Consider the following 25775-nt stretch of genomic DNA (forward strand, 5'->3'; position numbering starts at 1 on the left):
CGTCCAGATGCAAAACACTTGGACGGTTGACCAGGCACGTTCGGTGTTGTCGGTCGGTGTTCCCGCCGGGCACCGTGGTACGCGGGCTAAACCGTCGGGATCTGTGCCGCGATGGTGTTCATCAGCGCCGTGTGACGGCGCAGTTCCGGGTCGCGGCCGGGTTTGCCGCTGCTGATCAGTCCGGCGGCCAGGCCGCGCTCGGGGTCGGCCCAGATCGCGATGTTGCTCAAGCCCAGACTGCCGAAGGCCGCCGGTGCGTTCCGCCCGAACGGCCCCCATCGGTTCGTGCCGAGGATGAAGCCCATACCCCAGCGCGCCGGCATCAGACCCACCGCGAAATCCGGCCGCAGCCGCCGGCATTCGGTCACCGCGCCGCGCAGCGTTTCCGCCTGCAGTACCCGCACACCATCGAGTTCGCCGTAGCGGCGCCAGATTTCGGCGAAGCGTGACATCTCGTTGGCGGTCGACACGGTGTTCGACGACGGGATCACCGTGGTCAAGTAGAACGGGGTGTTGGTCACCGGGATCATCTCGTGCACCGTTCCGCCGATCGCCTTGCGGAATATCTGCGCGATCACCGGCGGCAACGGCTGGCCGGTGGCATGGCTCGGCGCGACCAGGGCGAGGTCCTGCTTTGCGACGCCGAAGTTGGTCCAGCGAAAGCCCAGCGGGTCGAGGACTTCGGTGGCCAGGATCTCGCGGATTTCCTTGCCGGTGGCCGTGAAGACGATCTCGCGGATCAGCGGGCCCCAGGTCAGTGCGTGGTACATGTGCATCAACCCCGGCCGGTACAGCGGCCGCAAATTGCTCAGCATCTCCTGCACGTACTCGTGATCGTCGGTGCGTTTGAGGTCCGGCAGCGGCCCGGTGGGAAACGGGAGGCCGGCGCTGTGGGTCAGTACGTGCCGGATCGTGATGCGGTGCTTGCCGTGGCTGGTGAAGCCGGGCATGTATTCGCAGACCCGGTCGTCGAGGGAGAAGACACCTCGCTCGACGAGCATGTGCACCACGGTCGCGGCGATGCTCTTGGCCGCGGAGTACACGCAGAACGGGGTGTCCGTCGCGACGGGTATCTTCTCGGCGTCGGGCTCGTCGGTGGGCGCATTGCCCCAGCCGTGGCCGATCGCGCGGTTGAGCACGACGCGGCCGCGATGCCGGATGCACAACTGGATCGCCGGGTGCATGCCCGCCTGGTACCAGTGCCGGGCGGCCTGCCAGATGCGGTCGACGGCCGCGCTGTCGATTTCCGAGTGGTCCTCGTCGCCGACCGCGGTCACCGCGTCCAGGTCGGCCGGGACGCGGATCCTGCCGTCCGGGGTCATGTGCGTGGTTGTGTTCGCCACCCCAGCGAGGGTACGTGGCGCCCGGCTACTCCCCGGTGAACTGCGGCGGACGCTTGGCGAACGTGGCCGAGATGCCCTCGGTGAGGTCTTTGGAGGGCAGGAATGCGGCGTTCCAGGCGGCGACATAGCGCAGGCTTTCCGAGACGGCGGCGATGCGCTGCTGGTCCAGTACGTCCTTGATGCCGTGCACCGTCAGCGGCGGGTTGGCGGCGATCTCGGCGGCGGTGGCGTGAGCGGCGGCCAGCGTGGCATCGGCGTCGTCGTACACGTCGTTGACCAGGCCGATCTTCTCGGCCCGGGCGGCGCCGATGTCCTTGCCCGTCAGCGCCAGCTCGCGCAGGTGGCCGTCGTTGAGGATCAGCGGCAGGCGGGCCAGGCTGCCGACGTCGGCGACGATGGCCAGTCGGACCTCACGCACCGAGAACTTGGCGTCGGCGCTCGCGTAGCGGATGTCGACCGCGGAGATCAGGTCGACGCCGCCGCCGATGCACCAGCCGTGCACCGCGGCGATCGTCGGGGTCCGGCAGTCGGCGACCGCGGTGATCGCGCCCTGCATGCGCTTGATCTCGGCGTGGAAATGCGCGCGCGGACCGGCCAGCGCGTCGCCGGCCAGCAGCGGGGTAAAGGTGCCGCCCATCGCGGGCACGTCCAGGCCGTAGCTGAAGTTCTTGCCGGAACCGGTGATGACGATGGCCCGCACCTCGGGGTCGGCATCCAGGGCTCCGAACAGCTCGGGCAACTCCGACCAGAAGGCGGGCCCCATCGCGTTGCCCTTGCCCGGCCCGATCAGCGTCACCTGCGCAACGTGATCTCTGATCTCGACGGTGACGGATTCGTATGTATCGCCCATGTCGAGACCGTAGCGTGGCGAATATGCCTCGTGATCTGCGACCCGGACCGGATTCTCCACCGGCCGACGAGCTGCAGGGCGCCGAAGACACCCTCGGGGTGCTGCAGCATGTATTGCACACCATCGCCGGCGACGACATGTGCCGGCAGACCGGCTGCTCGGACTACGACGTGACCCAGTTGACCGAGCACCTGCTGAAATCCATCACCGGAATCGGCGGCATGGCCGGCGCGCAGTTCCCGGAGCGTGACCCCGGCGATTCGGTGGAAGGACAGATCATTCGCGCGGCGCGGCCCGCGTTGGACGCTTGGCACCACCGCGGCCTGGACGGCACCGTCCCGTTCGGCAAGACCGAGATGCCGGCCAAATCGGCCTGCGGCATCTTCTCGATCGAATTCCTGGTCCACGCTTGGGATTATGCGGTGGCAGTGGGTCGCGACGTCGAGGCTGCGGAGCCGCTGGTCGAGTACGTGCTGGACCTGGCGCACAAGACCATCAGGCCGGAATTCCGTGGCGCCGCCGGGTTCGACGACCCGGTCGACGTGCCCGCGGATGCGAGCACGCTGGATCAGCTCGTCGCGTTCACCGGGCGCGATCCGGCCCGATAGTTCACACGGTCGATTCGGCCGCGCTGCGGACCATCTCTCGCAACCAGGTGTGCGAGGGATCCTGATCGAAGCGCGGGTGCCAAACGGCGTAGAACTCGAGCTCGGTCAACTCCCGCGGCGCCGCCAGGATGCGGGTCTGCGTGGGGTCGGCGTTCTTGTGCGCAACCCGGGCCGGAAGGGTCAGCACGAGGTCCGTGCCCGGCAAGATGCTTGGCGCCAGCCCGAAATACGGCATGCTGACCGCGACCCGGCGCGTGCCGCCGAGCGGCTCGAGCGCCCGGTCGATCCACGGCCGGCCGATGTCGATGGCCAAGTGGGACAGGCGCAGATACGTCGACAGCGATACGGATTTCTGGTCGGCGAGCGGGTGCTCGGCGGCGACAACGCAGACGAAGCGATCGCTGAAAAGATGTTGACTGCAATATTTTTCGGGTGCGACCCGGCCGTAGATCGCCAGGTCCAGCGTCCCGGCGTCAAGTTTGTCGAATGCGTGCTCGTCGAGAACTTCGCAACTCACCGTCGAATTGGGTGATTCGGCCAGGATCGTCCGCACCAGCTCGGGGCCGAAGGTCGCGACGGTGTAGTCGCTGACGGCGAGGCGAAACGATTGCGTGGCCGTGGCCGGGTCGAACGTCTCGATTGCGAACAGCTGCTCCAAATGCGTTACGGCCGTGCTGAGTCGGTCACGCAGACGCTCGGCGCGCGGGGTCAGCGAGTAGCCGTCCGGCCCGCGCACCAGCAGCTCGTCGCCGAAGTGCCGGCGCAGTCGCTGCAGCGCCCTGCTCATCGCCGGCTGGCTCAACCGGACGCGCTCGGCCGCACGCGAGACGTGTTGTTCTTCGAGCAGCGCCACCAGCGGCGGCAACAGATTGAGATCGACCTGATCGATATGCGTAGTACGCATGCATGCCATGCTAACGATTCACATCACAAATAGCAGCAGGTGTCATATCGGCGGAACATCCGCCCGACGCGTCGAGTGCGCACTCAGGGCGGAAAAACCGCCGAAATCCCGCCATGGGCGCACACTCAAAACCCAGAGCGCACACTCAAACGTCAAGGAGCCTATACGCGCTCGAGGTAGAAGTAGTAGTAGCGGCCGTTGTCCAGCACGCCCTTGCCGTTCATGATGCCCATCACGGCGTCGTCGTCGATCTTCTTGAAGTGGTCGTGCACGGGCTGCCCGTCGTAAACCATTGTGGCGGTGACCTCGCCGCGGAAGTCTTCGAGCCAGAGGCTGGCCTCGCCCTTGCCCATCTCCTTGTTGGAGAACTTGTTTCCGTCGGCGTCGAGGCAGACCAATGGCTGCACGTCGCTTACCGACGTGAACGTCTTGCCGAACCAGCCGACCTTCTCCAGCTGGCCGTTCATCATGTGGCCGGTGCGGAATTCGCCACCCTTCCACTCGCCGATCATCTCGTCGATGGTCGTGGGCGGCAGCGTCGCCCAATAGTCGTCGAGCTCGGCGTCGGCGATGTCGCTGCGTTCCTTGAACTCATTGAAGTGCTTGCGGGCCAGGCTCATTCGTCAACCTCCGGGTGGGTAATCCAGTCGCGGGCAAAAGCCAGCAGCGCATCGTTTTCCGCCGGCGCACCGATGGAGACGCGGACCCCGTCGTCGCCGTACGGGCGAACCACGATTCCCGCGTCGGCCGCCCGCGTGACGAAATCCCGGGTGCGGGCCCCCAGCGGCAACCAGACGAAGTTCGACTGCGACGGCGGCAAGGTGTACCCGGCGGCCCGTAACTGCGCGCTCACCCGAACACGGTCGGCGACCAATGCGTCGGTGCGGGCCAACAACTCGTCGGCGGCGTCCAGCGACGCGATCGCGGCGGCCTGCGAGATGTTGGTCACCGAGAACGGCACGAACACCTGGTCCAGTGCGGTGATCAGATCGGGGTGGCCGACGGCGTAGCCGATACGCAGGCCCGCCAGCCCGTATGCCTTCGAAAAGGTGCGCAGCACAACGACGTTGCGGCGGGCGCGGACCAGGCCCAGGCTGTCGGGCAGCATGCCGTCGCGGATGTATTCGACATAGGCCTCGTCGATCGCAACCACGATGTGCGGCGGAACGGCCTCGACGAAGCGGGTCAGCGTGTCCGGGTCGACGACGGTCGAGGTCGGGTTGTTGGGGTTGCAGACGAAGATCAGCCGGGTACGTTCGGTGACCGCGGAGAGCATCGCATCGAGGTCGAAGGTGTGATCGGTCAGCGCCACACGGATCGAGGTCGCGCCGGCCACCTGGACCAGCGGCGGGTAGAGCTCGAAGCTGCGCCAGCCGAAGATCACCTCGTCGCCGGCCGAGGCGGTGATCTGCACCAGCTGCTGGCACAGGCTGACCGAACCGGCGCCGACCGCAATGTGCTCGGGATCGAAGCCCGAACCGAGATGCTTGGCCAGTGCCGCCTTGAGCTGCACGCAGCCGTTGTCGGGATAGCGGTTGACGATGTCGGTCGCGTGTTCGATGGCGGCACGGACACTGGGCAGCGGGCCGAATACCGTCTCGTTGCTGGCCAGTTTGATCGAACCCGGCACGGTCTTACCAGGAACGTAAACCGGCAGCCCGGCCAGCTCCGGCCGTAGGCGGGCAGTCACTTCGACAGCATATGTCCCGGCTGTGTACGCTATGCCTCCGGCGGTTCAGGGACGCCCGGGTTGTGTCGGGTACCCTTCATGAAGTCCAAGGGAGGCGTGCCAGAGCGGCCGAATGGGGCTCACTGCTAATGAGTTGTCCCCCTCAAAGGGGACCGGAGGTTCAAATCCTCTCGCCTCCGCTGAAGTCCTTTCGGGGACACAACTGAAGTACCGGCGCCCGTAGCTCAACGGATAGAGCATCTGACTACGGATCAGAAGGTTAGGGGTTCGAATCCCTTCGGGCGCGCTCAGGACGAAGTCAGTCCTTCACTCCGGCGCCTTTTCGCTGAGGTTGACGACCTCGGACTCGGCCAGCTTGTCGCCGGTGTCAGCGCCACGCGCCTCTAGTTTCCATTCGCCGGAGGTCACGCCGCTGCTGTCCAACCATCCCCGGCATGCCTGGGTTAGCCCGGGCGCACTGTCCAGTTCGCGGCGCGTATACGGGTCGTGGTCGTACTCCGTCCAGCCGGCGCCGTCACGGCGCATCAGCACATGCGTCACCAGCAGATGCGCTTGGCACAGCGCGGCACGGTCGTTGGCACTCCCGGGCTTCGTCGGGAAATATCCGCCGCAGACTCCGCAGGTCCGCATGATGTGGTCGGGCTCTTCGTCGGCCGCGATCGGCGTGAACCCCAGCGCGTCGGAGGAGAATTCGAAGTCGTCTTCCGTGCTCATCAGCAGCTCCTCGAGCCGGGCGCCTGGGGATTTTGACCTTACCCCGGGCGCGCGCCACGGCCGATGCTGTAATCCGTTGTTTCACAGCGCGTTAACGGCGGGCTATGAATCGCCTCCGTCGCGCTCGGCGGCGTCGGTGTCGGTCGGCTTGTCAGGCATCGGCCCAACCGTGGCGATCATCGGGATTCTCAGCGTCTTACCGCCGGCGATCGGCAGGTGGATCGCGACGAACACGATCTTCAGCTCCAGGCTCACTTGCCGCAAGGGCTGCTCGTACAGGTCAAAGCGCAGGTCCCGTAACCGCGCCAGGCCGCGCTCGAGCCGACTCATGTCCTTGACCCTACCGATCCGCTAGGGGCGGGGCTCGAACGGCCGGCGCGTCGGCACGGTGACCGTTTGGGTAACCGTGCTGGTCTCCGTGCTCGGCGACAGCGTGACGGTGCTCGTGGTCGGCGGCACCGTCGTCGTGGGAGTGTCCGTGCTCGGCGGTGGCGGCGTTTCGGTCACGGTCTCGGTCGGCGCGGGGCCGCCGCCACCCGGTGGGTGATGCCGGGTGGGCTCCGCGGCCGTGGTGGTCACCGTCGTCGTCGGGGATGGCGTCGTCGTGGTCGTCGGACTCGGGGCCGGCGAACCGCTGACCAGCGTGACGATCGCGTAGATCGCCAAGCCGAGCACGATCACGCCGACAGCGCCCGCGGCGACCAGCGCCAGCGGGCGCCGGTACCACGGTGTCGGGGGCTCCGGCTCGGGCGCGGGGTCATAACCGCCGTATCGCGCCGCCGCCGTCGGCTCGGAGTAGTAGTCGGGTTCCTCGGGGTAAGGAGGCACGTCAGAAGATGCTAGCCGTTACCGATCTGGGTCAGCGCGCGCTCGAACAGGTGCACCGTCGCCGCGTGCAGTTGATCGCCGACTTCCTTCTCGGCCTTGCCGGCACACGCCCGGGCCAGCGTGCCCTCGATGACGATGCCCAGCTTGAAGCGGGCCAGCACGGTGTACCAGGTGATGTGCGACAGGTCGCGGGTGGTGTTGGCGGCGTAGCGCTCGAACAGCTCGTCGGTGCTGGCTAACCCGTCCTGACCGCCCAGCGCGTGGCTGAATACGCTGGCGCCGTCCGGCTGGCGCCAGGTGGCCAGCAGCCAGCCCAGATCCAGCAGCGGGTCACCGATCGTGCACATCTCCCAGTCGACGATCGCGACCACGTCGGGCCCGGTCCGGGAGAACATCACGTTGGCGGCGTGGTAGTCGCCGTGCATGATGCCCGGTGTCCAGGTCGCCGGCCGGTGGCGTTCCAGCCAGGACGACACCTCCTCGATGCCCGGGATGTCGGGCCCCGGGTAGCCGTCGTACTCGCTATAGGAGTCCAGCTCCGAAAGCCAGCGCGGCACCTGGCGTTCCAGGAAGCCCTCCGGCTTGCCGAAATCGGCCAGCCCTACCGCGACGTGGTCGACGGCGCCCAGCTTCGCCAGCGCGTCGGCCATCGACAGGCCCATGCCGTGGCGCACTGCGGCATCGCCGGCGTGTAGCGGCAGCAGCCCCTCGCCGGCGTTGAATCCGTCGACGGGGTCCATCAGGTAGAAGACGGCGTCGCCGAGCACGCTGGTGTCGTCGCAGGCCGCGATCAGGTGAGGGTGCGGCACATCGGAACCAGCCAGTGCCGCAAGGACTTTGGTTTCCCGCAGGATCACGCTGTTGCTGCGCGGACGCAGGTGCCGTGGCCCGCGCCGCAGCACATAGGGCCGGCCGGATCGGGTGAACCGCAGCATCACGTTCTGCGTTCCACCCGTGACGGCCGAAACGTCCTCGAGCGGTCCCTCGCCCAGACCCTGTTCCGACATCCAATCGGCGACGGCGTTCAAGTCCACGTGCTCCACGTGGTGTGAACCTACTCGGGGGCGATCAGCCCTTGGGTTTCGGTGTGTAGCGGACGGTCTGCGCGCGGATCATGCCGTCGCGGAAGACGAAGGTGTCGACGCCGTCGTCGACCCGGTTGAGCACCGAATCGGCGGCCCATTCGAGGAACAACACATCGCCGTCGAACAACTGCGTCTTCAGGTCCCAGTCCGCGTTCGGCAGGTCGGCGAGCAGGGCGGCGAAGACGTTGCGGATGCTGTCCTTGCCGCGCGCGATTCCGGCGGGGCTGATCAGCACGGAATCGTCGGCGTAGTCGGCGACGATCTCGTCGAGATCGCCCGCGCCAAGCGCTTGCCCGTGGTGAGCGAAGACTTCCTCGGGCGTGCGTGTCATCGTGGCGCTCCTTACCTGTGGGCCCTCTGTGAACACAGCGTAAGTCACCGTTCGCGGGTGCCAAGAGGCATCGGCGGCTGGAACAATAGTGAACGGAACCGACTATCAAGGTGGAGAGGACTGACGATGCCGCGTACCGACAACGATTCCTGGGACATCACTCAGAGCGTGGGGTCCACCGCGCTCGGCGTCGCGGCAGCCCGCGCCGCCGAGACCGAGAGCGCGAACCCGCTCATCAACGACCCGTTCGCGCGTGTCTTCGTCGACGCCGCGGGGGCGGGGATGTGGAGCATCTACGCCGATCCCGCGTTGTTGGCCAAGGCGGTCGAGATCGAACCCGAGGTACGCACCCGGACACAGCTGATGGTCGACTTCATGGCGACCCGGACGGCGTTCTTCGACGAGTTCTTCCTCGGCGCGGCCGACGCCGGTGTGCGGCAGGTGGTGATCCTCGCGTCGGGTCTCGATGCTCGCTCGTGGCGGCTGCCGTGGCCCGATGGCACCGTGGTGTACGAACTCGACCAGCCCAAGGTGCTCGACTTCAAGACGGCCACCCTGCGAGACCACGGCGCGGATCCCACCGCGAAGCTGGTGACCATACCGATCGATCTGCGTCAAGACTGGCCAAAGGCGTTGCAGGAAGCTGGTTTTGATGTGTCGAAACCGACCGTCTGGTCCGCGGAGGGCTTGGTCCGCTATCTGCCGTCGCAGGCCCAGGACCTGTTGTTCGAGCGCATGCATTCGCTGAGCGCGCCGGGCAGTTGGCTGGCGTCCAACGTGCCGAGCCAAGGCTTTAACGACCCGGATCGGGTGCGGCGCCAGCGCGAAGACATGAAGCGCATGCGCGCCGCGGTCGCCGCGGTGGTCGACGCCGAGATCACCGATGTCGAGGACCTCTGGTATCCCGAGGAGCGCACCCCGGTCGACGAATGGCTGCGCGAGCGTGGCTGGGATGTGGCGGCCGCGACCTTCCCGGAGCTGATGGCGCGCTACCACCGCACCGTCCCGGACGGCGCCGACGACGCCATGCCGCCCACCCTGTACGTGTCCGCACAGCGCCGGCGCTAGGGCGTGATGACGATTCGCTGATCGGCGTCGGTGTCGTTCCACGCGGCCTCGACGTCGGCGAGCGGCACGGCGCGGGCGTCGAGTTCGAAACCGCCACTGCTGATTTCGGTCACGATGGCGGGAAGCTCGGCCAAAATGTCGCGGGTCGGGACCGAACCCTGTCCGCTGCCGACGATCTGCAGGCGCACGGCACGCAGTGCCGCGGAGACGATCTCGGCCGAAGGGCCCGCGACCGAGCCGATTTCGATCCAGGTGAGTGGCTTGCCGCGATCGGTTCGGTGGCCGGCGATACCGGCCATCACGTCCGCCGTGACCGGACCCCACAGATAGTCGATCACCACATCGACGTCGCGTGCTGCCCGCGCGAGATCGTCTATCGCCGAGGCATTGTCGATCGCAGCGACGGTGTCGGCGCCCAATGCCGGCAGCGTCGCGAGTCGCCGCGCGTCGCGACCGGCTCCGATGACGTGACCGGCGCCAAGGTGTTTGGCTACCTGGACGGCCATGCGGCCCGAGCTTCCGGTCGCGCCCAGAATCAACACCGTTTGACCAGGCTCGAAATCGATGCGCCGGCGCAGGGCGAGCCAGGACGACATGACCGGGTTCATCGCCGCGGCCACCAGGATGGGGTCGGTGCCGTCCTGGAGCACGATGCTGCGGCGCTGGTCGATGACGGTCTGTTCGGCCATCGCGCCCATCGTGGTGTCGGGCAGCACGAAGTAGCGGATGGTGCCGTCGGGCGCGCGTCCCACCCCATCGATGCCGGGGACCAGGGGTAAGGCCCCGGTGCTCGTGTAATGCGAGCCGTCGGCCTGAGACCGCACCCGCGGATGTAGGCCGGTGGCGATCACGTCGACCACGAGTTCGTCGTCGGTTTGTGGAGTGGGACTGGGGAACTCGCGATAGGTGGGCGGGTGAGCGAATGTGATGACGACGGCTGCGTGCACGATGACTCTCCTGATGCGGGTGGCTATGGATTTAGGTGGTAACACGAATCAAATTAGATGGTATTACGAACTTTTTCAAGGTATAGTCGACGGCGTGGAGACGGACGACGATCTCAGGGACAACCTCGTGCAGGTGTCGTTCGGAGTGATCGCGGTGCTCAACCGCGTTGCCGCCGAGCATGATCTGTCCCTGACCCAGTTGAGGGTGCTGGGGATACTGCGCGATCGCGAACCCGCGATGGCCGAACTTGCGACGTACCTGGGGCTGGAACGCTCGACCGTCAGTGGCCTCATCGACCGCGCGGTCCAACGTGGACTGGTCCGCAAGACCACCGACGCCGTCGACGGCCGTTCGGTGCGGGTCAGCCTCACCGCACAGGCGCGGCGACTCGAGGGGCGGATCATCGCCGAGATCGGCGAGCTGATGGAGCCGATGACCGGCAGGCTCAACGCTGCCGACCAGAAGCGGCTCACCGAGCTGTTGGCGAAAGTGCTTGAGCGCTAAGGTCGCCGCTATGGCCGATCGACGTGCTCGGGTAAGCGATGTGCATCAGATTGTCGCGTCGATGCCGCACGTGAAACGGCTGGAGGGGCCGAAGGGCAACGCGATCTATCAGGTGGGCGGAAAGTCGTTCGTGTTCTTCCGAACTCCGCAGCCCGATGCGACCGATCCGGATACCGGCGAACGCTATGCCGACGTGATCATGCTCTGGGTGGACTCGGAGAGCGACAAGCTGGCGCTGGTCCAGGATCCCGGCTCGCCGTTCTTCACCACCGGGCACTTCGACGGGCATCCGTCGGTGCTGGTGCGCGCCGCCCGGCTGTCGGAAATCACGACGACGGAACTGGCCGAGCTGATCCAGGACGCGTGGCTGGCCCGGGCCTCCAAGAAGCGGGCCGCGGAATGGCTGGCCGCCCACTCGTAGCGCGCGGATCCGCGGATTGAGAGCGGTGCAGAAGTTAGCCAGCGCGATGTTTAGACATGAGTCCAACGGGTATCGCTACGCGACGAGAAAATTTTTCTCGGACACAACGGAGGTCACGATGCGTGGGCGCGGAATAATCGGCGCGATCGTCTTGATTTGGCTAATCGTTGGAGTCTTCGCGGCGTGGCAGCGCGACTACTTCAAAACGGGGCAAACGAACTGTGTCACAGCGGGAAACATCGCACTGACAGTGATCGCAGGGCCGCTGAACTACGGGGGTGTCAACCCCAAAGTCAAGGATTGCCATGTGCCGCAACCGAGTTCAATGCCAACTGGTTTAGTGCCCCTCACGTAAAGGAAATGTCATGATCGTTTTGGGCGTCGTCTTGCTTATTCTCGGATATCTGTTCGCTATTCCTTTGCTGTGGACGATCGGCATTGTTCTGATCGTCATCGGCGCGGTGATGTGGATCCTCGGCTCGGTCGGCCGCCCGGTCGGTGGCCGGCGGTACTGGTACTAAGCACCACCTGCGGTTTCACAGGACACACAAAGGAATGTCATAGCGTCGGCCCAGTCGGACGCGGATACTGGGATATGTGACGCAGCCTCGAACCTCCGTGGAGCGCGTTGTCATGTGCCGTGCGGACGGCAATCCGATCAACGTGCTGGTCGTGGACGACGAATCCGTCTTGGCCGAAATGGTGTCGATGGCACTGCGGTACGAGGGCTGGAATATCGCGACCGCCGGTGACGGATCATCGGCAATCGCCTCAGCCCGTGCCCAGCGACCCGACGTCGTCGTGCTCGACGTGATGTTGCCCGACATGAGCGGGCTCGACGTCTTACACAAACTGCGCGAAGAGAATCCGCAGTTGCCGGTGCTGTTGTTGACGGCCAAGGATGCGGTCGAAGATCGGATCGCGGGTCTGACCGCGGGCGGTGACGACTATGTCACCAAGCCGTTCAGCATCGAAGAGGTTGTACTGCGATTGCGAGCGTTGTTGCGGCGCACCGGCGTTACGACGGTGGACAGCGGCGCGCAGCTCGTGGTCGGTGATTTGGTGCTGGACGAGGACAGCCACGAGGTCACCCGCGCCGGTGAGCCGGTGTCGTTGACCTCCACCGAGTTTGAACTGCTGCGGTTCATGATGCGCAACTCCAAGCGCGTACTGAGCAAGGCGCAGATTCTCGATCGGGTATGGAGTTACGACTTCGGCGGCAGGTCCAACATCGTCGAGCTGTATATCTCCTACTTGCGCAAGAAGATCGACAACGGCCGCGAACCGATGATCCACACGTTGCGCGGCGCGGGTTATGTCCTCAAGCCCGCCAGCTAGGGCACGGCGAGTCTGGTCGCTTCGGCTACGGCTCCTGGTTGGGCAGGTCATTGTGCTCGCCCTGGTTTGCATCGGGATCACTGCGGCGACCGAACTCTCGCTGAACCACCACTTGGTGCGCCAGCTCGACGGGCAGTTGGGCGGCACTTCGCATCGCTCGGCGTTGATGTACCCCGAACCGAACCGTCCCGGGTGGCGTCACGACCACGGTTTCAACCCGCGGCCGGGCCCGGGCCCGCGGTTCCTCGACGCTCCCGGCCAGCCGGCGGGGATGGTCGCCGCGGTGGTCAGCGACGGCAAGACGGTCGACGCCGGCTACCTGACCAGCATTGGTTCGCGGGCCGCGCTGAGCGACAAGGCCCAGGACCAACTGGCGGCGATCGCCGGCAGCCGCAAGCCGGTGACCGTGGATCTCGACGGCCTCGGACGGTACCGCGTCGTGGCGGCCCCGAGCCGGCGCGGCGGCGATGTGATCGTCACCGGACTGTCGATGGACGACGTCGACGCCACGCTGATCCAGATGGCGGTGATTTTCGGGATCGTCACCGTAATCGCCTTGGCTGCGGCGACGATCGCCGGAATGGTGATCATCAGGCGAGCACTCGCGCCGCTGCGTCGCGTCGCGCAAACCGCGCGCCGGGTTTCGAATCTGCCGTTGGACCGCGGTGAGGTCGAGCTGCCGGTGCGGGTTCCCGAGTCCGATGCCAACCTCTCCACCGAGGTGGGCCAGCTGGGATTTGCGCTGAACCGAATGCTCGACCACATCGCGGCCGCGCTGTCGGCACGGCAGGCCAGCGAGACCCGGGTCCGGCAGTTCGTCGCCGACGCGAGTCACGAACTGCGCACCCCGCTGGCCGCGATCCGCGGCTACACCGAACTCACGCAACGGATGGGCGACGATCGCGAGGCGGTGGCACACGCCATGAGCCGCGTCGCGTCGGAGACCGAGCGGATCACGCGGCTCGTCGAGGACCTACTGCTGTTGGCCCGGCTGGACTCGGGCCGCCCACTGGAACGAGAACCGGTCGACCTGTCGCGGGTGGCGGTCGATGCGGTCAGTGACGCGCACGTCGCGGGGCCCGACCACCAGTGGGAGCTCGACCTGCCCGAGGAACCGGTGGTCGTCGTCGGCGACGCGGCCCGGTTACATCAGGTGTTGACGAATCTGCTTGCTAATGCCCGGATCCACACCGCTGCGGGGACTGTTGTCACGACGCGGTTGAGCACGGAGCCGACGCACAGCGTGTTGCAAGTGATCGACAATGGCCCCGGTATTCCGGCGGATCTGCAGTCGGAGGTGTTCGAGCGGTTTGCCCGTGGCGATACCTCGCGGTCCCGCAAGGGTGGTAGCACGGGGCTGGGGCTGGCGATCGTCTCCGCCGTCGTCAAAGCGCACGACGGGACGATCACCGTCAGCAGCTCACCCGGTCATACCGAGTTCACGGTGCGGTTGCCACTCAACGGGTGGCAACCGCCCGCGGCCTCGCCTAGCTAGTGCAGGTGACGTCGATCTCGAAGGGCTTGTTCACCGGCTGTGTGGGGTTGGCCATGTCAACGCCAGTAGCCGTCCCGGTGATCTTGTAGCTGTTGCCGTTCTTGGTTGCCGAGGCGTTGCCGCCGCCGCCGGCCGACGCGTAGGCGAGCGTCACGCCGTTGACATTGCCCAGCCCGACCGAGGTCACGGTGGGCGGGTTGCCGTCGCTGAGCACGGCGGCGATGCCGGTCGCGGCCCCGCCGATCGCGATGTTGACCGTGCCGCCCACGGTTGTGCACACGACCGAGCCGCTGACGTTCTGGTCCTTGCCGTCAATGATCACCTTGGTGCCGCCACCCCCGCTGGAGCTGGCCGAAGTGCTTGCGCCCGACGAGGACCCACTCGAACTTTTCTTGTCGCTTGAACAGCCAGAAATGCCGGCGACCAGAATCGCCGCTCCGGCTATCGCGACCGTCAGTTCACGCTTCACCTGTTCTCCTTTGCCCGATCGTTGCGGCCCTCAGCATTGAGGGCCGTCAACGCAGTATGCCGGGTTTGCCGTGCCGCATAAAAGAGGTTCACCGAAATTGTTTCGTCCGGGTTAACCGGGCGGCCCTGCGCACGTCCTTTCGGGCAAGGGTGGGTTAATGGCAAGGTATTGCCGGTGGACCACAAACCTCCCACCGCGGTCATCGAGTCGGCGCAGCGCGAACATGCTCTGCCCTGGGATGACACAACGGATTTCGACAACGCTGATCGTGGATTCATCGCCTCGTTGTCTCCCTGCGTGATCAAGGCGGCCGACGGACGGGTGGTGTGGGACAACGATGTCTATGCCTTCCTCGAGGGTCCCGCGCCGACGTCGGTGAACCCCAGCCTGTGGCGCCAGTCGGGGCTGAACGCCAAACAAGGCCTGTACGAAGTGGTGCCGGGCATCTATCAGGTCCGCGGTTTCGACATCTCCAACATCACGTTCATCGAGGGCGACACCGGGATCATCGTCATCGATCCGCTGGTGTCCACCGAAGTCGCCGCCGCGGCGCTGGACCTCTACCGCACCCACCGCGGCGCCGACCGCGCGGTCGTCGCGGTGATCTACACCCACAGCCATGTCGACCATTTCGGCGGCGTGCTGGGTGTGACCTCGCAGGCGGACGTCGATGCCGGCAAGGTCGCGGTGCTGGCGCCGGAAGGTTTCACCGCACACGCCGTGCAAGAGAACGTTTACGCGGGGCCGGCGATGACTCGCCGGGCGACCTACATGTACGGCACTCTGCTGGAACGTGGGCCCCGGGGGCAGGTCGGTTGCGGCCTTGGTCAATCGCCGTCTACCGGCGAGGTGGCGATTATCGTGCCGACCATCGACATCCGTGAGACCGGTGAGACGCACACGATCGACGGTGTGGAGATCGAATTCCAGATGGCGCCCGGCACCGAGGCTCCCGCCGAAATGCATTTCTACTTCCCGCGTTTCCGCGCACTGTGCATGGCCGAGAACGCCACCCACAACCTGCACAACCTGCTCACCTTGCGCGGTGCGCTGGTCCGCGACCCACACGCCTGGGCGGGCTACCTCACCGAGGCGATCGATACATTCGCCGGTCGCGCCGATGTCTTGTTCGCCTCGCACCACTGGCCGACCTGGGGCCAGGAAGCCATCGTCACGTTCTTGTCGTTGCAGCGCGACCTCTATGCGTACCTGCACGACCAGACGTTGCGCCTGCTCAACCAGGGCTACACCGGTGTAGAAATCGCCGAAATGTTCCAGATGCCACCGGCTTTGGACCGGGTGTGGCATACCCGCGGCTACTACGGATCGGTAAGCCACAACGTCAAGGCCGTCTACCAGCGCTACATGGGCTGGTTCGACGGCAACCCGGGCCGGCTCTGGCCGCATCCCCCCGAGGCCCTCGCGCCCCGCTACGTCGACGCGATGGGCGGGATCGACCGCGTCGTCGAGCTTGCCCAGACGGCTTTCGACTCCGGCGATTTTCGTTGGGCCGCAACGCTGCTTGACCACGCCATCTTCACCGACAGTGAGCACGCTCCGGCTCGCACGCTGTACGCGGACACGCTGGAACAACTCGGCTATGGCGCCGAGAACGCGACGTGGCGCAACTTCTTCATGAGCGGGGCAACCGAGTTGCGCGAGGGCAACTTCGGCACCGCCACCAATGCCACCTCAACGTCGATGCTCAGTCAACTGACTCCCGAGCAGATCTTCGACAGCCTTGCCATTAGCGTCAACGGGCCGCGCAGTTGGGATCTCGACCTCACCATCGACATCACCTTCGCCGATCTCGCCACCAATTATCGGCTCGCCCTGCGCAATGGAGTGCTGGTTTACCGCAACGTCGCGGCAGACCCCGCGACGGCGACCGTTACGGTCAAGCTGGACAGCAAGTCTCGCCTGTTGGCGGTGGCAATGGGTGATGTGACCTCGGCCGGGCTCGACATTTCGGGAGACCGGTCGGCACTGCAGTCGTTGCTGAGCGTGCTCGACAAACCGGACCCGAAGTTCAACATCGTCACGCCATAGCTCTCACGCGACGTCGATGACCACCTTGCCCAACACCTTGCGGTCGGCGACGTAGCGCAATGCCGCCGGAGTTTCGGCCAGCGGGAATCGCGCGCCGATGTAGGGACGGACGGTGCCCGCGGCGAACATCGCCGTCAGTTCTTCGATGTCGCGGACAAACTCATCGGGGTAGTCGGCCATGAAGGTGCGGATCTCCATGCCGCGCACGCAAATATCCTTGAGCATCACGAGATTGAGCGGAATCGCGGGTATGCTGCCCGCCGCGTAGCCCAGGGTGACAAAGGTGCCGCCGCGTGCCAGGCCCCGCAGCGCGGGCTCGGCATACGAGCCGCCGACCGGGTCCAGCACCACCCGCGCCGCATCGCCGGTGAGTTCGCGGATCCGCAGCTTGAGGTCCTCCCGGTCGTAGTCGACGACGGCCTCGGCGCCGCGCTGCCGGCACAGCTCGAGCTTCTCCGGGCTGGACGCCGCGGCCAGCACCCGCGCTCCCATTGCCACGGCCAGGTCGACGGCGGCCAGACCCACTCCACCGGCCGCGCCCAGCACGACGACCCAATCGCCTTGTTTCACAGCGGCAGTCGTGCGCAGCGCGTGGTACGCGGTGCGGTAGGTGACGCCGAAGGCCGCGGCCGAGGCGAAGTCGGCGTCGTCGGGTACCAGGGCCGCCTGGGTCGCGTCGAGCAGTGCCTGCTCGGCGAACGCTCCGAAGGTGGTCCCGGCCACCCGCTGGCCCTTCCGAAACGGCGCGCCCTCGCCGACCGAGATCACTTCCCCGGCCATCTCATTGCCCGGAATGAACGGCGGCGGAATCTTGACCTGGTACTTGCCGGCGATGAACAGCACGTCGGGGAAATTGACCGCCGCGGCGTGCACCCGGACCAACACCTGGCCGGGCGCCGGGACCGGTTCGGGCACGTCGTCCAGCACCAAGCTCTCCGGAGGACCGTACGAGCGACAGACGACGGCACGCATCAATTGACTCCCAATCCGTTGAGACAGAACCGCACCACATGCGCGATGTCGTCGGGCTCGGGCCGAACGGCCGATCCCATGTATCGGCGCATCGTCGCCGCCGTGCAGCAGAACACCGCTTCGACGTCGCGCTCGACATCGGTACTTCCCAGCGCCGCAACGGGTTCGACCAGCAGGTCGCGCAGGGGGCCCATCATTGCGTGATCGACAGTGCGCCAGTTCGCCGCGGCCGACATCTGACCGGCCGCGGCGCGGCTTTTCCTGATCAGGTCGGGCTCGGCGACCTGTGCCAGCGTGCCCTCGATCCAGCGGGCGATCTTGTCCCGCGGTTGGGCCTCCTTGGCCATCTGGTGTTCGAGGTAGGACACCACGATCCCGACGCCGCGCTCCATCACGGCCAGGATGAGATCGTCCTTACCGGCGAAGTATCGGTAGAACGCCTTGTTCGACGTCCCGGCCTCGGTGACGATATCGCTGACGCGAGGCTCCTCGGGCGCCACGCGTTCCATCACCCGCACCGCGGCCGCGAGTATGCGTTCGACCTCCGCGGTCGCCCCCCGCTGCCGCTCGTCGAGGGCGCGTTCGACGGCTGCGGTGACCCTGTTGATCATGGCGAATGTGGGTGTGCCGGAACGCTACCGACCAGGGCGCCGTATTTTTCCCGGGCGGCGTCGCGGCGGACGTCGAGCATCTCGCTGGGCCATTCGCCCTCTTCGGCTTCATAGCCCTTGAGCAGCATCCGGGCCAGGTTGACCTTGTGCGCCTCGGTAGGCCCGTCGGCGAGGCCGAGCGCGATGCCACCCAACAGCACGTTGACCAGCGGCAGCTGGTCGGTGAGTCCGAGCGCACCGTGCACCTGGATCGCACGCAGCGCAATCGATTTCAGCACTTGCGAGGCAAGTATTTTGCAGGCGCCGATCTCGGTGCGGGCGCCGTGCTCGTCGCCGTTGTCGATCAACCAGGCGGCGTGCAGCACGGTCAGCCGAAACGGGATCAGCTCGGTGTAGGAGTCGGCGACGAACTCCTGAACCAGTTGCTTGTCGGCCAGCGGGCTGCCTTGGGTGAAGCGGCTTTTCGCGCGTCGTGCCATCATGTCGACGGCCCGCTGCGCCATCCCGATCGACCGCATCGCGTGATGCAGCCGCCCGCCGGCCAGTCGGGTCTGCAGGATCAGGAAGCCCTGACCGGGCTCGCCCAGCAGCGCGTCGGAGGGAACCCGGACCCCGTCGTAGTGCACCAGCGAATGCCCGGGCTCGTGCGGGTCCGCTCCCACCAGATGGTGGTTGGCCTCCAGCTTCAGCCCTTCGGCGTCGGCGGGGATCAGGAACGTCGAGGCGCCGCGATGGACGGGCACGTCGGGATCGGTGATCGCCACGACGATGAAGAACGACGCGACAGCGGCGTTGGAGGAGAAGTACTTTCGCCCGGTGATCACCCAGTCGTCGCCATCGCGGACGGCGCGGGTGGTGAACACGCGCGGATCGGCGCCGCCCTGCGGCTCCGTCATCGAGAAGCAGGAGAAGATCTCCCCGGACAGCAGCCCGGACAGGTAGCGATCCTTCTGGTCCTGGGTTCCGAAGCGCGCGATGATCTCCGCGTTGCCGGTATCGGGCGCCTGAGTTCCGAACACGATCGGGGCCCACGGGCTGCGGCCCAGAATCTCGTTGATCAATGTCAGCTTGACCGCACCGAAGCCCTGCCCTCCGAGCTCCGGTCCCAAATGCGGTGCCCACAAGCCATTGTCGCGAACCTGCTGCTTGAGCGGGTCGACAATGCGGCGGCGTTCGTCATTGAGCGGCAGGAACTCGCAGCCCGGGAACAGCACCTCGAGTGGCTCCACCTCTTCGCGCACGAACTCGCGAACCCAGGCGAGCTTCTTCTCGAACTCGGGCTCGGTAGAGAAGTCCCATGACATTTCGAATACTCCTACCTTTTAAGGAATTCCGCCGTCGGTGCGCAGAATCGATCCGGTCGTGAAACTGGACGCGTCGGACGCCAAGAACAGTGCGGCGCCGACAACTTCGCGCGGGTCGCCGGCGCGTTTCAGATGGAGGTGGCTGAAGTTGTTGCCGCCGGACAGATCCCAGGACTTGCTGACGTCGGTCAGGTAGGGCCCGGCCATCAGGGTGTTGACCCGCACCGCCGGCCCGAACGCCTGCGCCAGCCCTTCGGTCATCGCGTTGAGCCCGGCCTTGGCGGCCGAGTAGGGGATGATGCCGCCGTTGGGCCGCAGCGATCCGGTGGAGCTCACGTTGATGATCGAGCCGCTGCCCGCGGCCACCATCCGTTCACCCACCAACGCCGATAACCGAAACGGTCCTTTGAGGTTCAGGTTCACCACGGCGTCGAACAATTTCTCGGTCACGTTGCTCAGCTTGTCGTACAGCGGCGACATGCCCGCGTTGTTGATCAGGGTGTCGACCTTGCCGAACCGCTCGTAGCTGGCGTCGACCAGGCCGTCGAGTTGGTCCCAGCGTCCGACGTGCACGCCGTAGGGCATGGCGGAGCGTCCGGTCTCGGCCTCGATTTCCTTGGCGACGGCGACGCAGTTGTCGAAGTTGCGGCTGGCGATCACCACGTCGGCGCCGCAGTGGGCGGCGGCGAACGCCATTTCCCGACCCAGGCCGCGGCTGCCTCCGGTGATCAGCACCACGCGATCGGTGAGGTCGAAAAGCTGGTCGGCGTAACCCATTTCAGCGGCACCTCGTCGGCAGGCTGCGAGCCAATTCGGCCGCTGTCGCGATGAGCCCAAGGATCATCGGCCCGAACGCGTCGGTGATCTTGGGGTCCACCTTTCCGGTGCGCACGCCGGCGGCGTAGGTCTTTTCCAGCACGATGCCGAGTTTCCAGTTGGCCAGCACCAGGTAGTAGTCGATGTTCTCGGTGGAGAGCCCGCTGACTTTCTCGTAGTGCGCCAGCAATTCGCCGCGTGTCGGCATCCCGCTCATGTCGAGGTAAAAGCCGTCGCCCTTGGGGTTTTCGCCGTCATAGCCGAGCAGGCACCAGGCGAGGTCCAGCAGCGGATCGCCGACCGTCGTCATCTCCCAGTCCACGATCGCGGCGAGTCGAGCCTGGCTGCCATGCGCGAACATCACGTTGGCGAACTGGTAGTCGCCGTGCATGATGCCCGGCTTGTACTGCGCGGGCCGGTTGCGGCGCAGCCAATCGGCGGCCTCGTTCAGGCCGGGCAGATCGCGCACCTTGTAGGCGTCGAGAAACGCCAGCCAACGATCGACCTGCCGGTCATGGAATCCGTCGGGCCGGCCGAAGCCGTCGAGTCCTTGGCCGCGCCAGTCGACCCGGCCCAGCTTGGCGGCGCCCTCGATGAGTTCGAACGCGAGCCCGCGCCGCGCATCGAGGTCGGTGTCGAACGGTGGCTGCCAGCCGCCGTCCATCGGGCTCCATCCGTCGATCGCGCGCATGACGTAGAACGGCATGCCGAGCACGGTGCCGCTGTCGTCGGCGGCGATCAGCTCGGCGTGCGGCACATCGGTGCCCGAAAGCGCCCGCACCAGCCGGATCTCGCGCCGCAGGCCGTCGATGCGGGCCGCATCCGCGCGGGCGCCGGGCATCCGCAGCACCATGCGCTGGCTGCCGCGTCGAATCAGATACAGCGTGTTCTGCGAACCGCCCTTGAGCTGCTCCAGGCGCGGTTCTTCGCCATGTCCCGGAGCGTCGTTGTCATCCAGCCATCGACCCAGCACACCCGGGTCCAGTTGGGTTTCACCAGCAGTCGTCATTGTCCGCACACCCCACTCTCTGTGTGGAGAATAGCATTCTCCGCGGGTGCGCTAGTCCGGCTGGTGCACCGGCATCGGCGTCGAACGTGCTCTGAGGGTGAGAAATTCGCCAAAAAGCCGCCATGAGAGCACGTTGGGCGAACGGCGGGCCGCCTGCCGTGGCCAATGCTGCCGCTAGTCCGGCTTGTGCCCGCTGAGCAGGAACCCCGGCACCATGAAATGCCCGTCGCCATCGTGTTCGGCGTTCGGCAATTCGGTGTCGAGGGCAGCGTCGTTGCCGTAGACCTTTGCCGGCCGGACATCGTCGACCTGCCACAGCGTCGCGACCGCGTCATGCAATTCGGCCTCGGTGAAGCCGCGCGGTCCGGGCCGGTCGCCGGGTTCGCCGAGTGCCCCGGCCGCGAACGCCAGGATGTAGAGCGCCGCACCGGGTGCGGCCGCCCGAAAGATCGACTGCAGATAGCCCGGTCGCCCCTCGGGCAGCAAGGCGTGGAACAGTCCGCTGTCGACGATGGTGGAGAAGCGGCCTTGGGAACCGGGTGGGTAGCCGCCGAAGGAAGTGACGTCGGCTTGCGCGAAAGTCGCTGTTGTCAATCCTTGTTCGGCGGCGGAGGCGGTTGCCGCGTCGATCGCGGTCGCGCTCGCGTCCAGTCCGACGACCGTATAGCCGCGCGCGGCTAGGGCCAGCGACAGGGCGGCGTGGCCGCAGCCGGAGTCCAGCACGTCGCTGCGAATCTTGCCCCGATCGATGAGCGCCGCCAGCTCGGGCTGTGGCCGGCCGATGCTCCATGGCGGTGGTGATTCTTGTCGGTAGGCGGCGTCCCAATCGATGCTCGGCTGGGTCATCTGTCCTCCTTGAGTGGGCCTCCCTTGCAGACTAGGCGGGGGCCGCGCCCGGGGCAGCGGAGCCAGCACCCGATTACTGGCTTTTCACAACCGAGTCAGCCAGTTGGATGATCGAGTCGAATTTACTGTCGACGAATTTTGCGGCGCGCCTCACATTCGCGAGCATGCGGGCTTGTGCAATCCTGCGCGATAGTAGCTCGGCGTCGATTTGAGCGCCATGGAATTGGTTGATCGCCGATTCGGTCAGACGGACCACGCGTGCCATGGCCTCCACAACACGTTCGTTACCGAGGACCTTGGTTGCCGGTAGGTGTCCGACATTGCCGATTATCGTCGCCACGAACCAGCGATTGACGACGTCGTCGGGATCTTCCAACACGCAGAGAGCCGCCGGCGAGTAGAAACCATTCTCACCGTTGGACAGCAGTTCCATCACCGAAGGCCATGTCTCCTGAAAGGTCTGCAGGATCGCGGGTTGGCTGTCGGGATGCGCGGCAACGTACGCATCGACGATGTACGCGAACGTATCGAGCATGCATGCGCACGCAATAAATGACTTGGCGTCGCGCGGCATGAGATAAACAATTCCGAACGACCCGTCGGCTAGAGGTACCTCGAACTCCGTATACGAGGGTGTCTCGAGGTACCGTATGCCGTTCGCGCCGCTGCGATACGCTCCTGACGACTGCCGTTGCTGCAAAAAATACCGCACTTCTACCCCTGGTTGTCGGTCATCCGCGCATTCTCTGCGGGCTTAACTAGTATCCGAACACCCTCTTGCAAATAGAATTCGCAACGGACGAACCCTTTTTCCCGTCGTACCAAATCTGCTCGAGGCTCTTATGCATATCGAAGACCCGTTCACGGTCATACCCGAAGAGTTGATACTCCTGTAAAACTTGCTCGACCTTAAATCCTCGGTGGACCTGCTTATTTACCTTGCAACCGCTCCGCCAGTAGCGCGTCCACCTGTCGTTGTCGTCGTCACTGCGGACCGTGGAGGAAAGAATGCCTCGAGTCCGTGTGACGAGTGATTCTGCCTCGGTCGGGCTGACCGGGATATGGCTGCCTTCCGACAAAATTTGACCGGCCAGCGGACGGAATTCGTTGATGACAACGTCCAGTGCATCCCAGCCGCTCGCCGAGGCGCTGCCGCAGGTAAATACCGCACCGCCGGTCAACACTGCGGAGACCGCGGCGGTCGCTGCTGCTTTTCGCAATAGCGCGTTGAGATTCATGAGATATGCCTTCCCGCCGAGTGCTGCGATTGTCGAAATGAACGTAGGCAGCTGACCCATGGGTGGGCACGAGTAGTTGGCTACTCGACTTGTCCCTCCGGGATGGGCCGGCCGCACGCGGCGGCGTCGCGCGATGAGAAACTGCGAACCGGCCACCGAACACCCGACGACAGGGAGAGACATGCAAGTGCTTCTGGTCCGGCATGCGTTGCCGCTGCGCAGCGAACACGGCCAGGGTTCCGATCCGGACTTGTCGGAAGAGGGGGTGGCCCAGATCGCGCGCCTGCCCGAGGCGCTAGCCAGATTCCCGATCTCCCGCGTGATCAGCAGCCCACAGCGGCGTGCCATCCGGACCGCCGAACCGGTCGCGGCGGCCCGGGAACTGTCCGTCGAGATTGATGATCGCTTCGCCGAATACGATCGCGACCTTCCGGTCTATATCCCGATCGAGCAGATCCGTCAGGAAAACCCGAAGGAGTGGGAGCGGCTGGCGCAGGGCCACCTGCCCAGTGCGGTCGACGAAGACGCGTTCCGGGCGCGGATCCGCGCGGCGATCGACGATCTGGTCGCCTCGGCCGATCCCGACGACACCGTCGCGGTGTTCAGCCACGGTGGGGTGATCAACCTGCTCCTGCACGAAATCCTCGGCACGGCCCGACTTTTGTCGTTTCCCGTCGACTACGCATCGGTGACCCGCCTGCTCTACTCGCGGACCGGCCAGGCGACCGTGGCGGGCGTCAACGGCGTCGAACACGTATGGGACCTGTTGCCGCGCAACCAGCGATGGTAAACAAGTGCGGTGACTTCGGCTGATCGACTCGACGGGCTGGACCTGCCCGCCCTGGACCGGTATCTGCGTTCGCTCGGTATCGAGCGCGATGGTGAACTGCGTGGGGAGTTCATCTCCGGCGGCCGCTCCAATCTGACGTTCCGCGTCTATGACGACAAAACGAACTGGCTGGTGCGGCGGCCACCGCTGCACGGGCTGACCCCGTCGGCGCACGACATGGCCCGCGAGTACAAAGTGGTGGCGGCACTGCAGGACACGCCCGTTCCGGTGGCGCGTGCGATCGCGCTGTGCGAGGACGAATCGGTGCTGGGCGGACCATTCCAGATCGTCGAGTTCGTCGCCGGCCAGGTGGTGCGACGCCGCGCTCAACTCGAAGCCTTCAACCACACCGTCATCGACAAATGCGTCGACGCCTTGGTCCGGGTCCTGGTCGACTTGCACAACGTCGACCCGAATGCCGTGGGACTGGCCGACTTCGGCAAGCCCAGCGGTTATCTAGAGCGCCAAGTGCGCCGCTGGGGGTCGCAATGGGAACTGGTGCGGCTGCCCGACGACCATCGCGATGCGGACGTCGAACGATTGCATTCCGGTCTGCAGCAAGCGATTCCACCGCAAAGTCGCACCTCGATCGTGCATGGCGACTACCGGATCGACAACACCATCCTGGACGTCGACGACCCGACGCGGGTGCGCGCCGTGGTGGATTGGGAGCTCTCGACGCTCGGGGATCCGCTATCCGACGCGGCCCTGATGTGTGTCTACCGCGACCCGGCGCTGGACCTGATCGTCAATGCGCAAGCCGCCTGGACCTCACCGCTGCTGCCGACGGCCGACGAGCTGGCCGACCGGTATTCGCTTGTCTCCGGATTGCCGTTGGCGCATTGGGAGTTCTACATGGCGCTGGCGTACTTCAAGCTCGCCATCATCGCCGCCGGCATCGACTTCCGCCGGCGCATGTCGGATCAGGCCAGCGGTAAAGACACCGAGCACATGCCCGAGGTCGTCGCGCCGCTGATCTCCCGCGGCCTGGCGGAACTGGCCAAGCTTCCTAGCTAGCTGTCTGGCGCGCGGCAGCGGCGTGCTGTTTCTTGGCTACGCGACGCAGCTGCAGGATTCGAGCGGTACCGACGGCCACGGTAAGCAGACCGCCGACCACTGCCGCCAGCAGGATGGCCACACCCAGTGGCAGGCTCCAGTGCCAGCCCAAGAACTGAAACGCCGTCGACGTCGTGTTCTGGGTGATGAAAATCAGCAACAGGATCAGGATCAAGAAACCCGCGATCAGTGCCGACCACAGCGCGCCGGCGCGGGTGAACCCGATGGCCGGTTCCTTGGGTTGCCCACCGGCATGGGGCGGTTTCGCCCCGGCAGGGGGCGCTGGAGGAGGCGGTGGGGCAGGCTTGGCGGGAGGCGCCGGAGTCGGCTTCGGCGGCGGGTTACCCGGCGAGCCCGGGTTGGTGCTGCTCATGTCTCCATCTTTGTCCCCTCCTGCCCAGAATGAAACCAAACCACGCAAACCGCTGCGTCATGGCCGCAGCGCCCGG

General features: G+C 65.8%; 32 protein-coding genes and 2 tRNA genes. 13 read left to right on the forward strand and 21 right to left on the reverse strand.

The window, feature by feature from the left end; genetic code table 11:
• Positions 1-86 precede the first annotated feature (86 nt).
• Together lipE and G6N55_RS18245 are read right to left on the reverse strand one after the other, a co-directional pair.
• Positions 87-1322 (reverse strand): lipase LipE, encoded by a 1236-nt coding sequence (lipE, locus tag G6N55_RS18240; RefSeq protein WP_085222122.1) that lies wholly within the window; start codon positions 1320-1322, stop codon positions 87-89.
• 46 nt (positions 1323-1368) lie between these two features.
• A complete protein-coding gene (locus tag G6N55_RS18245; RefSeq protein ID WP_085222034.1) occupies positions 1369-2193 on the reverse strand; it encodes a crotonase/enoyl-CoA hydratase family protein in 825 nt (274 codons plus the stop codon).
• Positions 2194-2216: 23 nt separating this feature from the next.
• Here G6N55_RS18245 and G6N55_RS18250 point away from each other — a divergent pair, with 23 nt between their 5' ends.
• Positions 2217-2801, forward strand: a complete 585-nt coding sequence (locus G6N55_RS18250) for a TIGR03086 family metal-binding protein (RefSeq protein ID WP_179968084.1) — start codon at positions 2217-2219, stop codon at positions 2799-2801.
• A 1-nt stretch (position 2802) separates the two neighbouring features.
• On the opposite strand, the gene G6N55_RS18255 is transcribed toward G6N55_RS18250, so the two are convergent.
• The 3 genes from G6N55_RS18255 to G6N55_RS18265 form a co-directional block, all read right to left on the reverse strand.
• Positions 2803-3705, reverse strand: a complete 903-nt coding sequence (locus G6N55_RS18255) for a LysR family transcriptional regulator (RefSeq protein ID WP_085222036.1) — start codon at positions 3703-3705, stop codon at positions 2803-2805.
• Between the two features lie 161 nt (positions 3706-3866).
• Positions 3867-4325 carry a DUF4334 domain-containing protein gene (locus tag G6N55_RS18260; RefSeq protein WP_085222037.1) on the reverse strand — a complete coding sequence of 153 codons (459 nt, stop codon included), beginning with the start codon at positions 4323-4325 and terminating at the stop codon, positions 3867-3869.
• On the reverse strand, positions 4322-5395 hold the full coding sequence (locus tag G6N55_RS18265) for a pyridoxal phosphate-dependent aminotransferase (RefSeq protein ID WP_085222038.1): 1074 nt from the start codon (positions 5393-5395) through the stop codon (positions 4322-4324). Before G6N55_RS18265 ends, G6N55_RS18260 begins: the two co-directional genes overlap by 4 nt.
• Positions 5396-5485: 90 nt before the next feature.
• Here G6N55_RS18265 and G6N55_RS18270 point away from each other — a divergent pair.
• Positions 5486-5574, forward strand: a tRNA-Ser gene (locus tag G6N55_RS18270).
• A gap of 34 nt (positions 5575-5608) precedes the next feature.
• Positions 5609-5681 (forward strand) — tRNA-Arg (locus G6N55_RS18275).
• 20 nt (positions 5682-5701) lie between these two features.
• Here the strand turns inward: G6N55_RS18275 and G6N55_RS18280 are convergent.
• The 5 genes from G6N55_RS18280 to G6N55_RS18300 form a co-directional block, all read right to left on the reverse strand.
• Positions 5702-6109: a hypothetical protein gene (locus G6N55_RS18280; protein ID WP_085222039.1), complete on the reverse strand. Its 408-nt coding sequence runs from the start codon at positions 6107-6109 to the stop codon at positions 5702-5704.
• A 102-nt stretch (positions 6110-6211) separates the two neighbouring features.
• Positions 6212-6439, reverse strand: a complete 228-nt coding sequence (locus G6N55_RS18285; RefSeq protein WP_085222040.1) for a hypothetical protein — start codon at positions 6437-6439, stop codon at positions 6212-6214.
• Positions 6440-6460: 21 nt separating this feature from the next.
• Positions 6461-6937 (reverse strand): hypothetical protein, encoded by a 477-nt coding sequence (locus G6N55_RS18290; RefSeq protein WP_085222041.1) that lies wholly within the window; start codon positions 6935-6937, stop codon positions 6461-6463.
• Positions 6938-6948: 11 nt separating this feature from the next.
• Positions 6949-7944 (reverse strand): phosphotransferase family protein, encoded by a 996-nt coding sequence (locus tag G6N55_RS18295; RefSeq protein WP_232079074.1) that lies wholly within the window; start codon positions 7942-7944, stop codon positions 6949-6951.
• Between the two features lie 61 nt (positions 7945-8005).
• On the reverse strand, positions 8006-8353 hold the full coding sequence (locus tag G6N55_RS18300) for a nuclear transport factor 2 family protein (RefSeq protein WP_085222043.1): 348 nt from the start codon (positions 8351-8353) through the stop codon (positions 8006-8008).
• Between the two features lie 126 nt (positions 8354-8479).
• On the opposite strand from G6N55_RS18300, the gene G6N55_RS18305 reads away from it, so the two are divergent.
• The gene (locus G6N55_RS18305; RefSeq protein WP_085222044.1) at positions 8480-9421 is read left to right on the forward strand and encodes a class I SAM-dependent methyltransferase; all 942 of its coding nucleotides are present in this window, start codon (positions 8480-8482) and stop codon (positions 9419-9421) included.
• On the opposite strand, the gene G6N55_RS18310 is transcribed toward G6N55_RS18305, so the two are convergent.
• On the reverse strand, positions 9418-10368 hold the full coding sequence (locus tag G6N55_RS18310; protein WP_085222045.1) for a quinone oxidoreductase family protein: 951 nt from the start codon (positions 10366-10368) through the stop codon (positions 9418-9420). The genes G6N55_RS18305 and G6N55_RS18310 overlap by 4 nt on opposite strands.
• Positions 10369-10462: 94 nt before the next feature.
• Between G6N55_RS18310 and G6N55_RS18315 the strand changes: the two genes are divergently transcribed.
• The 6 genes from G6N55_RS18315 (at position 10463) to G6N55_RS18335 (ending at position 14127) form a co-directional block, all read left to right on the forward strand.
• Positions 10463-10873, forward strand: coding sequence for a MarR family winged helix-turn-helix transcriptional regulator (locus G6N55_RS18315; protein WP_232078778.1), 411 nt, complete (start codon positions 10463-10465; stop codon positions 10871-10873).
• A gap of 10 nt (positions 10874-10883) precedes the next feature.
• Positions 10884-11294, forward strand: a complete 411-nt coding sequence (locus G6N55_RS18320) for an MmcQ/YjbR family DNA-binding protein (protein WP_085222046.1) — start codon at positions 10884-10886, stop codon at positions 11292-11294.
• Between the two features lie 118 nt (positions 11295-11412).
• Positions 11413-11649 (forward strand): hypothetical protein, encoded by a 237-nt coding sequence (locus tag G6N55_RS29890; RefSeq protein WP_085222124.1) that lies wholly within the window; start codon positions 11413-11415, stop codon positions 11647-11649.
• A 10-nt stretch (positions 11650-11659) separates the two neighbouring features.
• The gene (locus G6N55_RS29415; protein ID WP_169718489.1) at positions 11660-11815 is read left to right on the forward strand and encodes a DUF6131 family protein; all 156 of its coding nucleotides are present in this window, start codon (positions 11660-11662) and stop codon (positions 11813-11815) included.
• A gap of 112 nt (positions 11816-11927) precedes the next feature.
• Positions 11928-12632 (forward strand): two-component system response regulator TcrX, encoded by a 705-nt coding sequence (gene tcrX / locus G6N55_RS18330; RefSeq protein ID WP_085222047.1) that lies wholly within the window; start codon positions 11928-11930, stop codon positions 12630-12632.
• A complete protein-coding gene (locus G6N55_RS18335; protein WP_085222048.1) occupies positions 12610-14127 on the forward strand; it encodes a sensor histidine kinase in 1518 nt (505 codons plus the stop codon). The genes tcrX and G6N55_RS18335 overlap by 23 nt, the downstream gene beginning before the upstream one ends.
• Here the strand turns inward: G6N55_RS18335 and G6N55_RS18340 are convergent.
• On the reverse strand, positions 14120-14596 hold the full coding sequence (locus tag G6N55_RS18340) for a lipoprotein LpqH (RefSeq protein ID WP_085222049.1): 477 nt from the start codon (positions 14594-14596) through the stop codon (positions 14120-14122). The two genes, G6N55_RS18335 and G6N55_RS18340, sit on opposite strands and share 8 nt — an antisense overlap.
• 168 nt (positions 14597-14764) lie before the next feature.
• Between G6N55_RS18340 and G6N55_RS18345 the strand changes: the two genes are divergently transcribed.
• Positions 14765-16645 carry an alkyl/aryl-sulfatase gene (locus G6N55_RS18345; protein ID WP_085222050.1) on the forward strand — a complete coding sequence of 627 codons (1881 nt, stop codon included), beginning with the start codon at positions 14765-14767 and terminating at the stop codon, positions 16643-16645.
• Positions 16646-16648: 3 nt separating this feature from the next.
• Here G6N55_RS18345 and G6N55_RS18350 read toward each other — a convergent pair whose 3' ends face one another.
• From G6N55_RS18350 to G6N55_RS18385, 8 genes are all read right to left on the reverse strand, one after another.
• Positions 16649-17617, reverse strand: a complete 969-nt coding sequence (locus G6N55_RS18350) for an NADPH:quinone oxidoreductase family protein (protein ID WP_085222051.1) — start codon at positions 17615-17617, stop codon at positions 16649-16651.
• A complete protein-coding gene (locus tag G6N55_RS18355; RefSeq protein WP_085222052.1) occupies positions 17617-18228 on the reverse strand; it encodes a TetR/AcrR family transcriptional regulator in 612 nt (203 codons plus the stop codon). Before G6N55_RS18355 ends, G6N55_RS18350 begins: the two co-directional genes overlap by 1 nt.
• Positions 18225-19532, reverse strand: coding sequence for an acyl-CoA dehydrogenase family protein (locus G6N55_RS18360; RefSeq protein WP_085222053.1), 1308 nt, complete (start codon positions 19530-19532; stop codon positions 18225-18227). Before G6N55_RS18360 ends, G6N55_RS18355 begins: the two co-directional genes overlap by 4 nt.
• Before the next feature lie 18 nt (positions 19533-19550).
• Positions 19551-20309, reverse strand: coding sequence for an SDR family NAD(P)-dependent oxidoreductase (locus G6N55_RS18365; protein ID WP_036465374.1), 759 nt, complete (start codon positions 20307-20309; stop codon positions 19551-19553).
• Position 20310: 1 nt separating this feature from the next.
• Positions 20311-21357, reverse strand: a complete 1047-nt coding sequence (locus tag G6N55_RS18370) for a phosphotransferase family protein (RefSeq protein WP_085222054.1) — start codon at positions 21355-21357, stop codon at positions 20311-20313.
• 174 nt (positions 21358-21531) lie between these two features.
• On the reverse strand, positions 21532-22203 hold the full coding sequence (locus tag G6N55_RS18375) for a class I SAM-dependent methyltransferase (protein WP_085222055.1): 672 nt from the start codon (positions 22201-22203) through the stop codon (positions 21532-21534).
• A 73-nt stretch (positions 22204-22276) separates the two neighbouring features.
• Positions 22277-22777: a hypothetical protein gene (locus G6N55_RS18380; RefSeq protein ID WP_036465371.1), complete on the reverse strand. Its 501-nt coding sequence runs from the start codon at positions 22775-22777 to the stop codon at positions 22277-22279.
• A 184-nt stretch (positions 22778-22961) separates the two neighbouring features.
• Positions 22962-23441 (reverse strand): hypothetical protein, encoded by a 480-nt coding sequence (locus G6N55_RS18385; RefSeq protein ID WP_139826827.1) that lies wholly within the window; start codon positions 23439-23441, stop codon positions 22962-22964.
• A gap of 181 nt (positions 23442-23622) precedes the next feature.
• On the opposite strand from G6N55_RS18385, the gene G6N55_RS18390 reads away from it, so the two are divergent.
• A complete protein-coding gene (locus tag G6N55_RS18390; protein WP_085222058.1) occupies positions 23623-24231 on the forward strand; it encodes a histidine phosphatase family protein in 609 nt (202 codons plus the stop codon).
• A 9-nt stretch (positions 24232-24240) separates the two neighbouring features.
• The gene (locus G6N55_RS18395; protein ID WP_085222059.1) at positions 24241-25287 is read left to right on the forward strand and encodes a phosphotransferase family protein; all 1047 of its coding nucleotides are present in this window, start codon (positions 24241-24243) and stop codon (positions 25285-25287) included.
• Here the strand turns inward: G6N55_RS18395 and G6N55_RS18400 are convergent.
• A complete protein-coding gene (locus G6N55_RS18400; RefSeq protein WP_085222060.1) occupies positions 25280-25699 on the reverse strand; it encodes a LapA family protein in 420 nt (139 codons plus the stop codon). The two genes, G6N55_RS18395 and G6N55_RS18400, sit on opposite strands and share 8 nt — an antisense overlap.
• Between the last annotated feature and the right edge of the window lie 76 nt (positions 25700-25775).

This window comes from Mycobacterium florentinum, from assembly GCF_010730355.1.
In the GTDB taxonomy this organism is placed as follows: Bacteria; Actinomycetota; Actinomycetes; order Mycobacteriales; family Mycobacteriaceae; genus Mycobacterium; species Mycobacterium florentinum.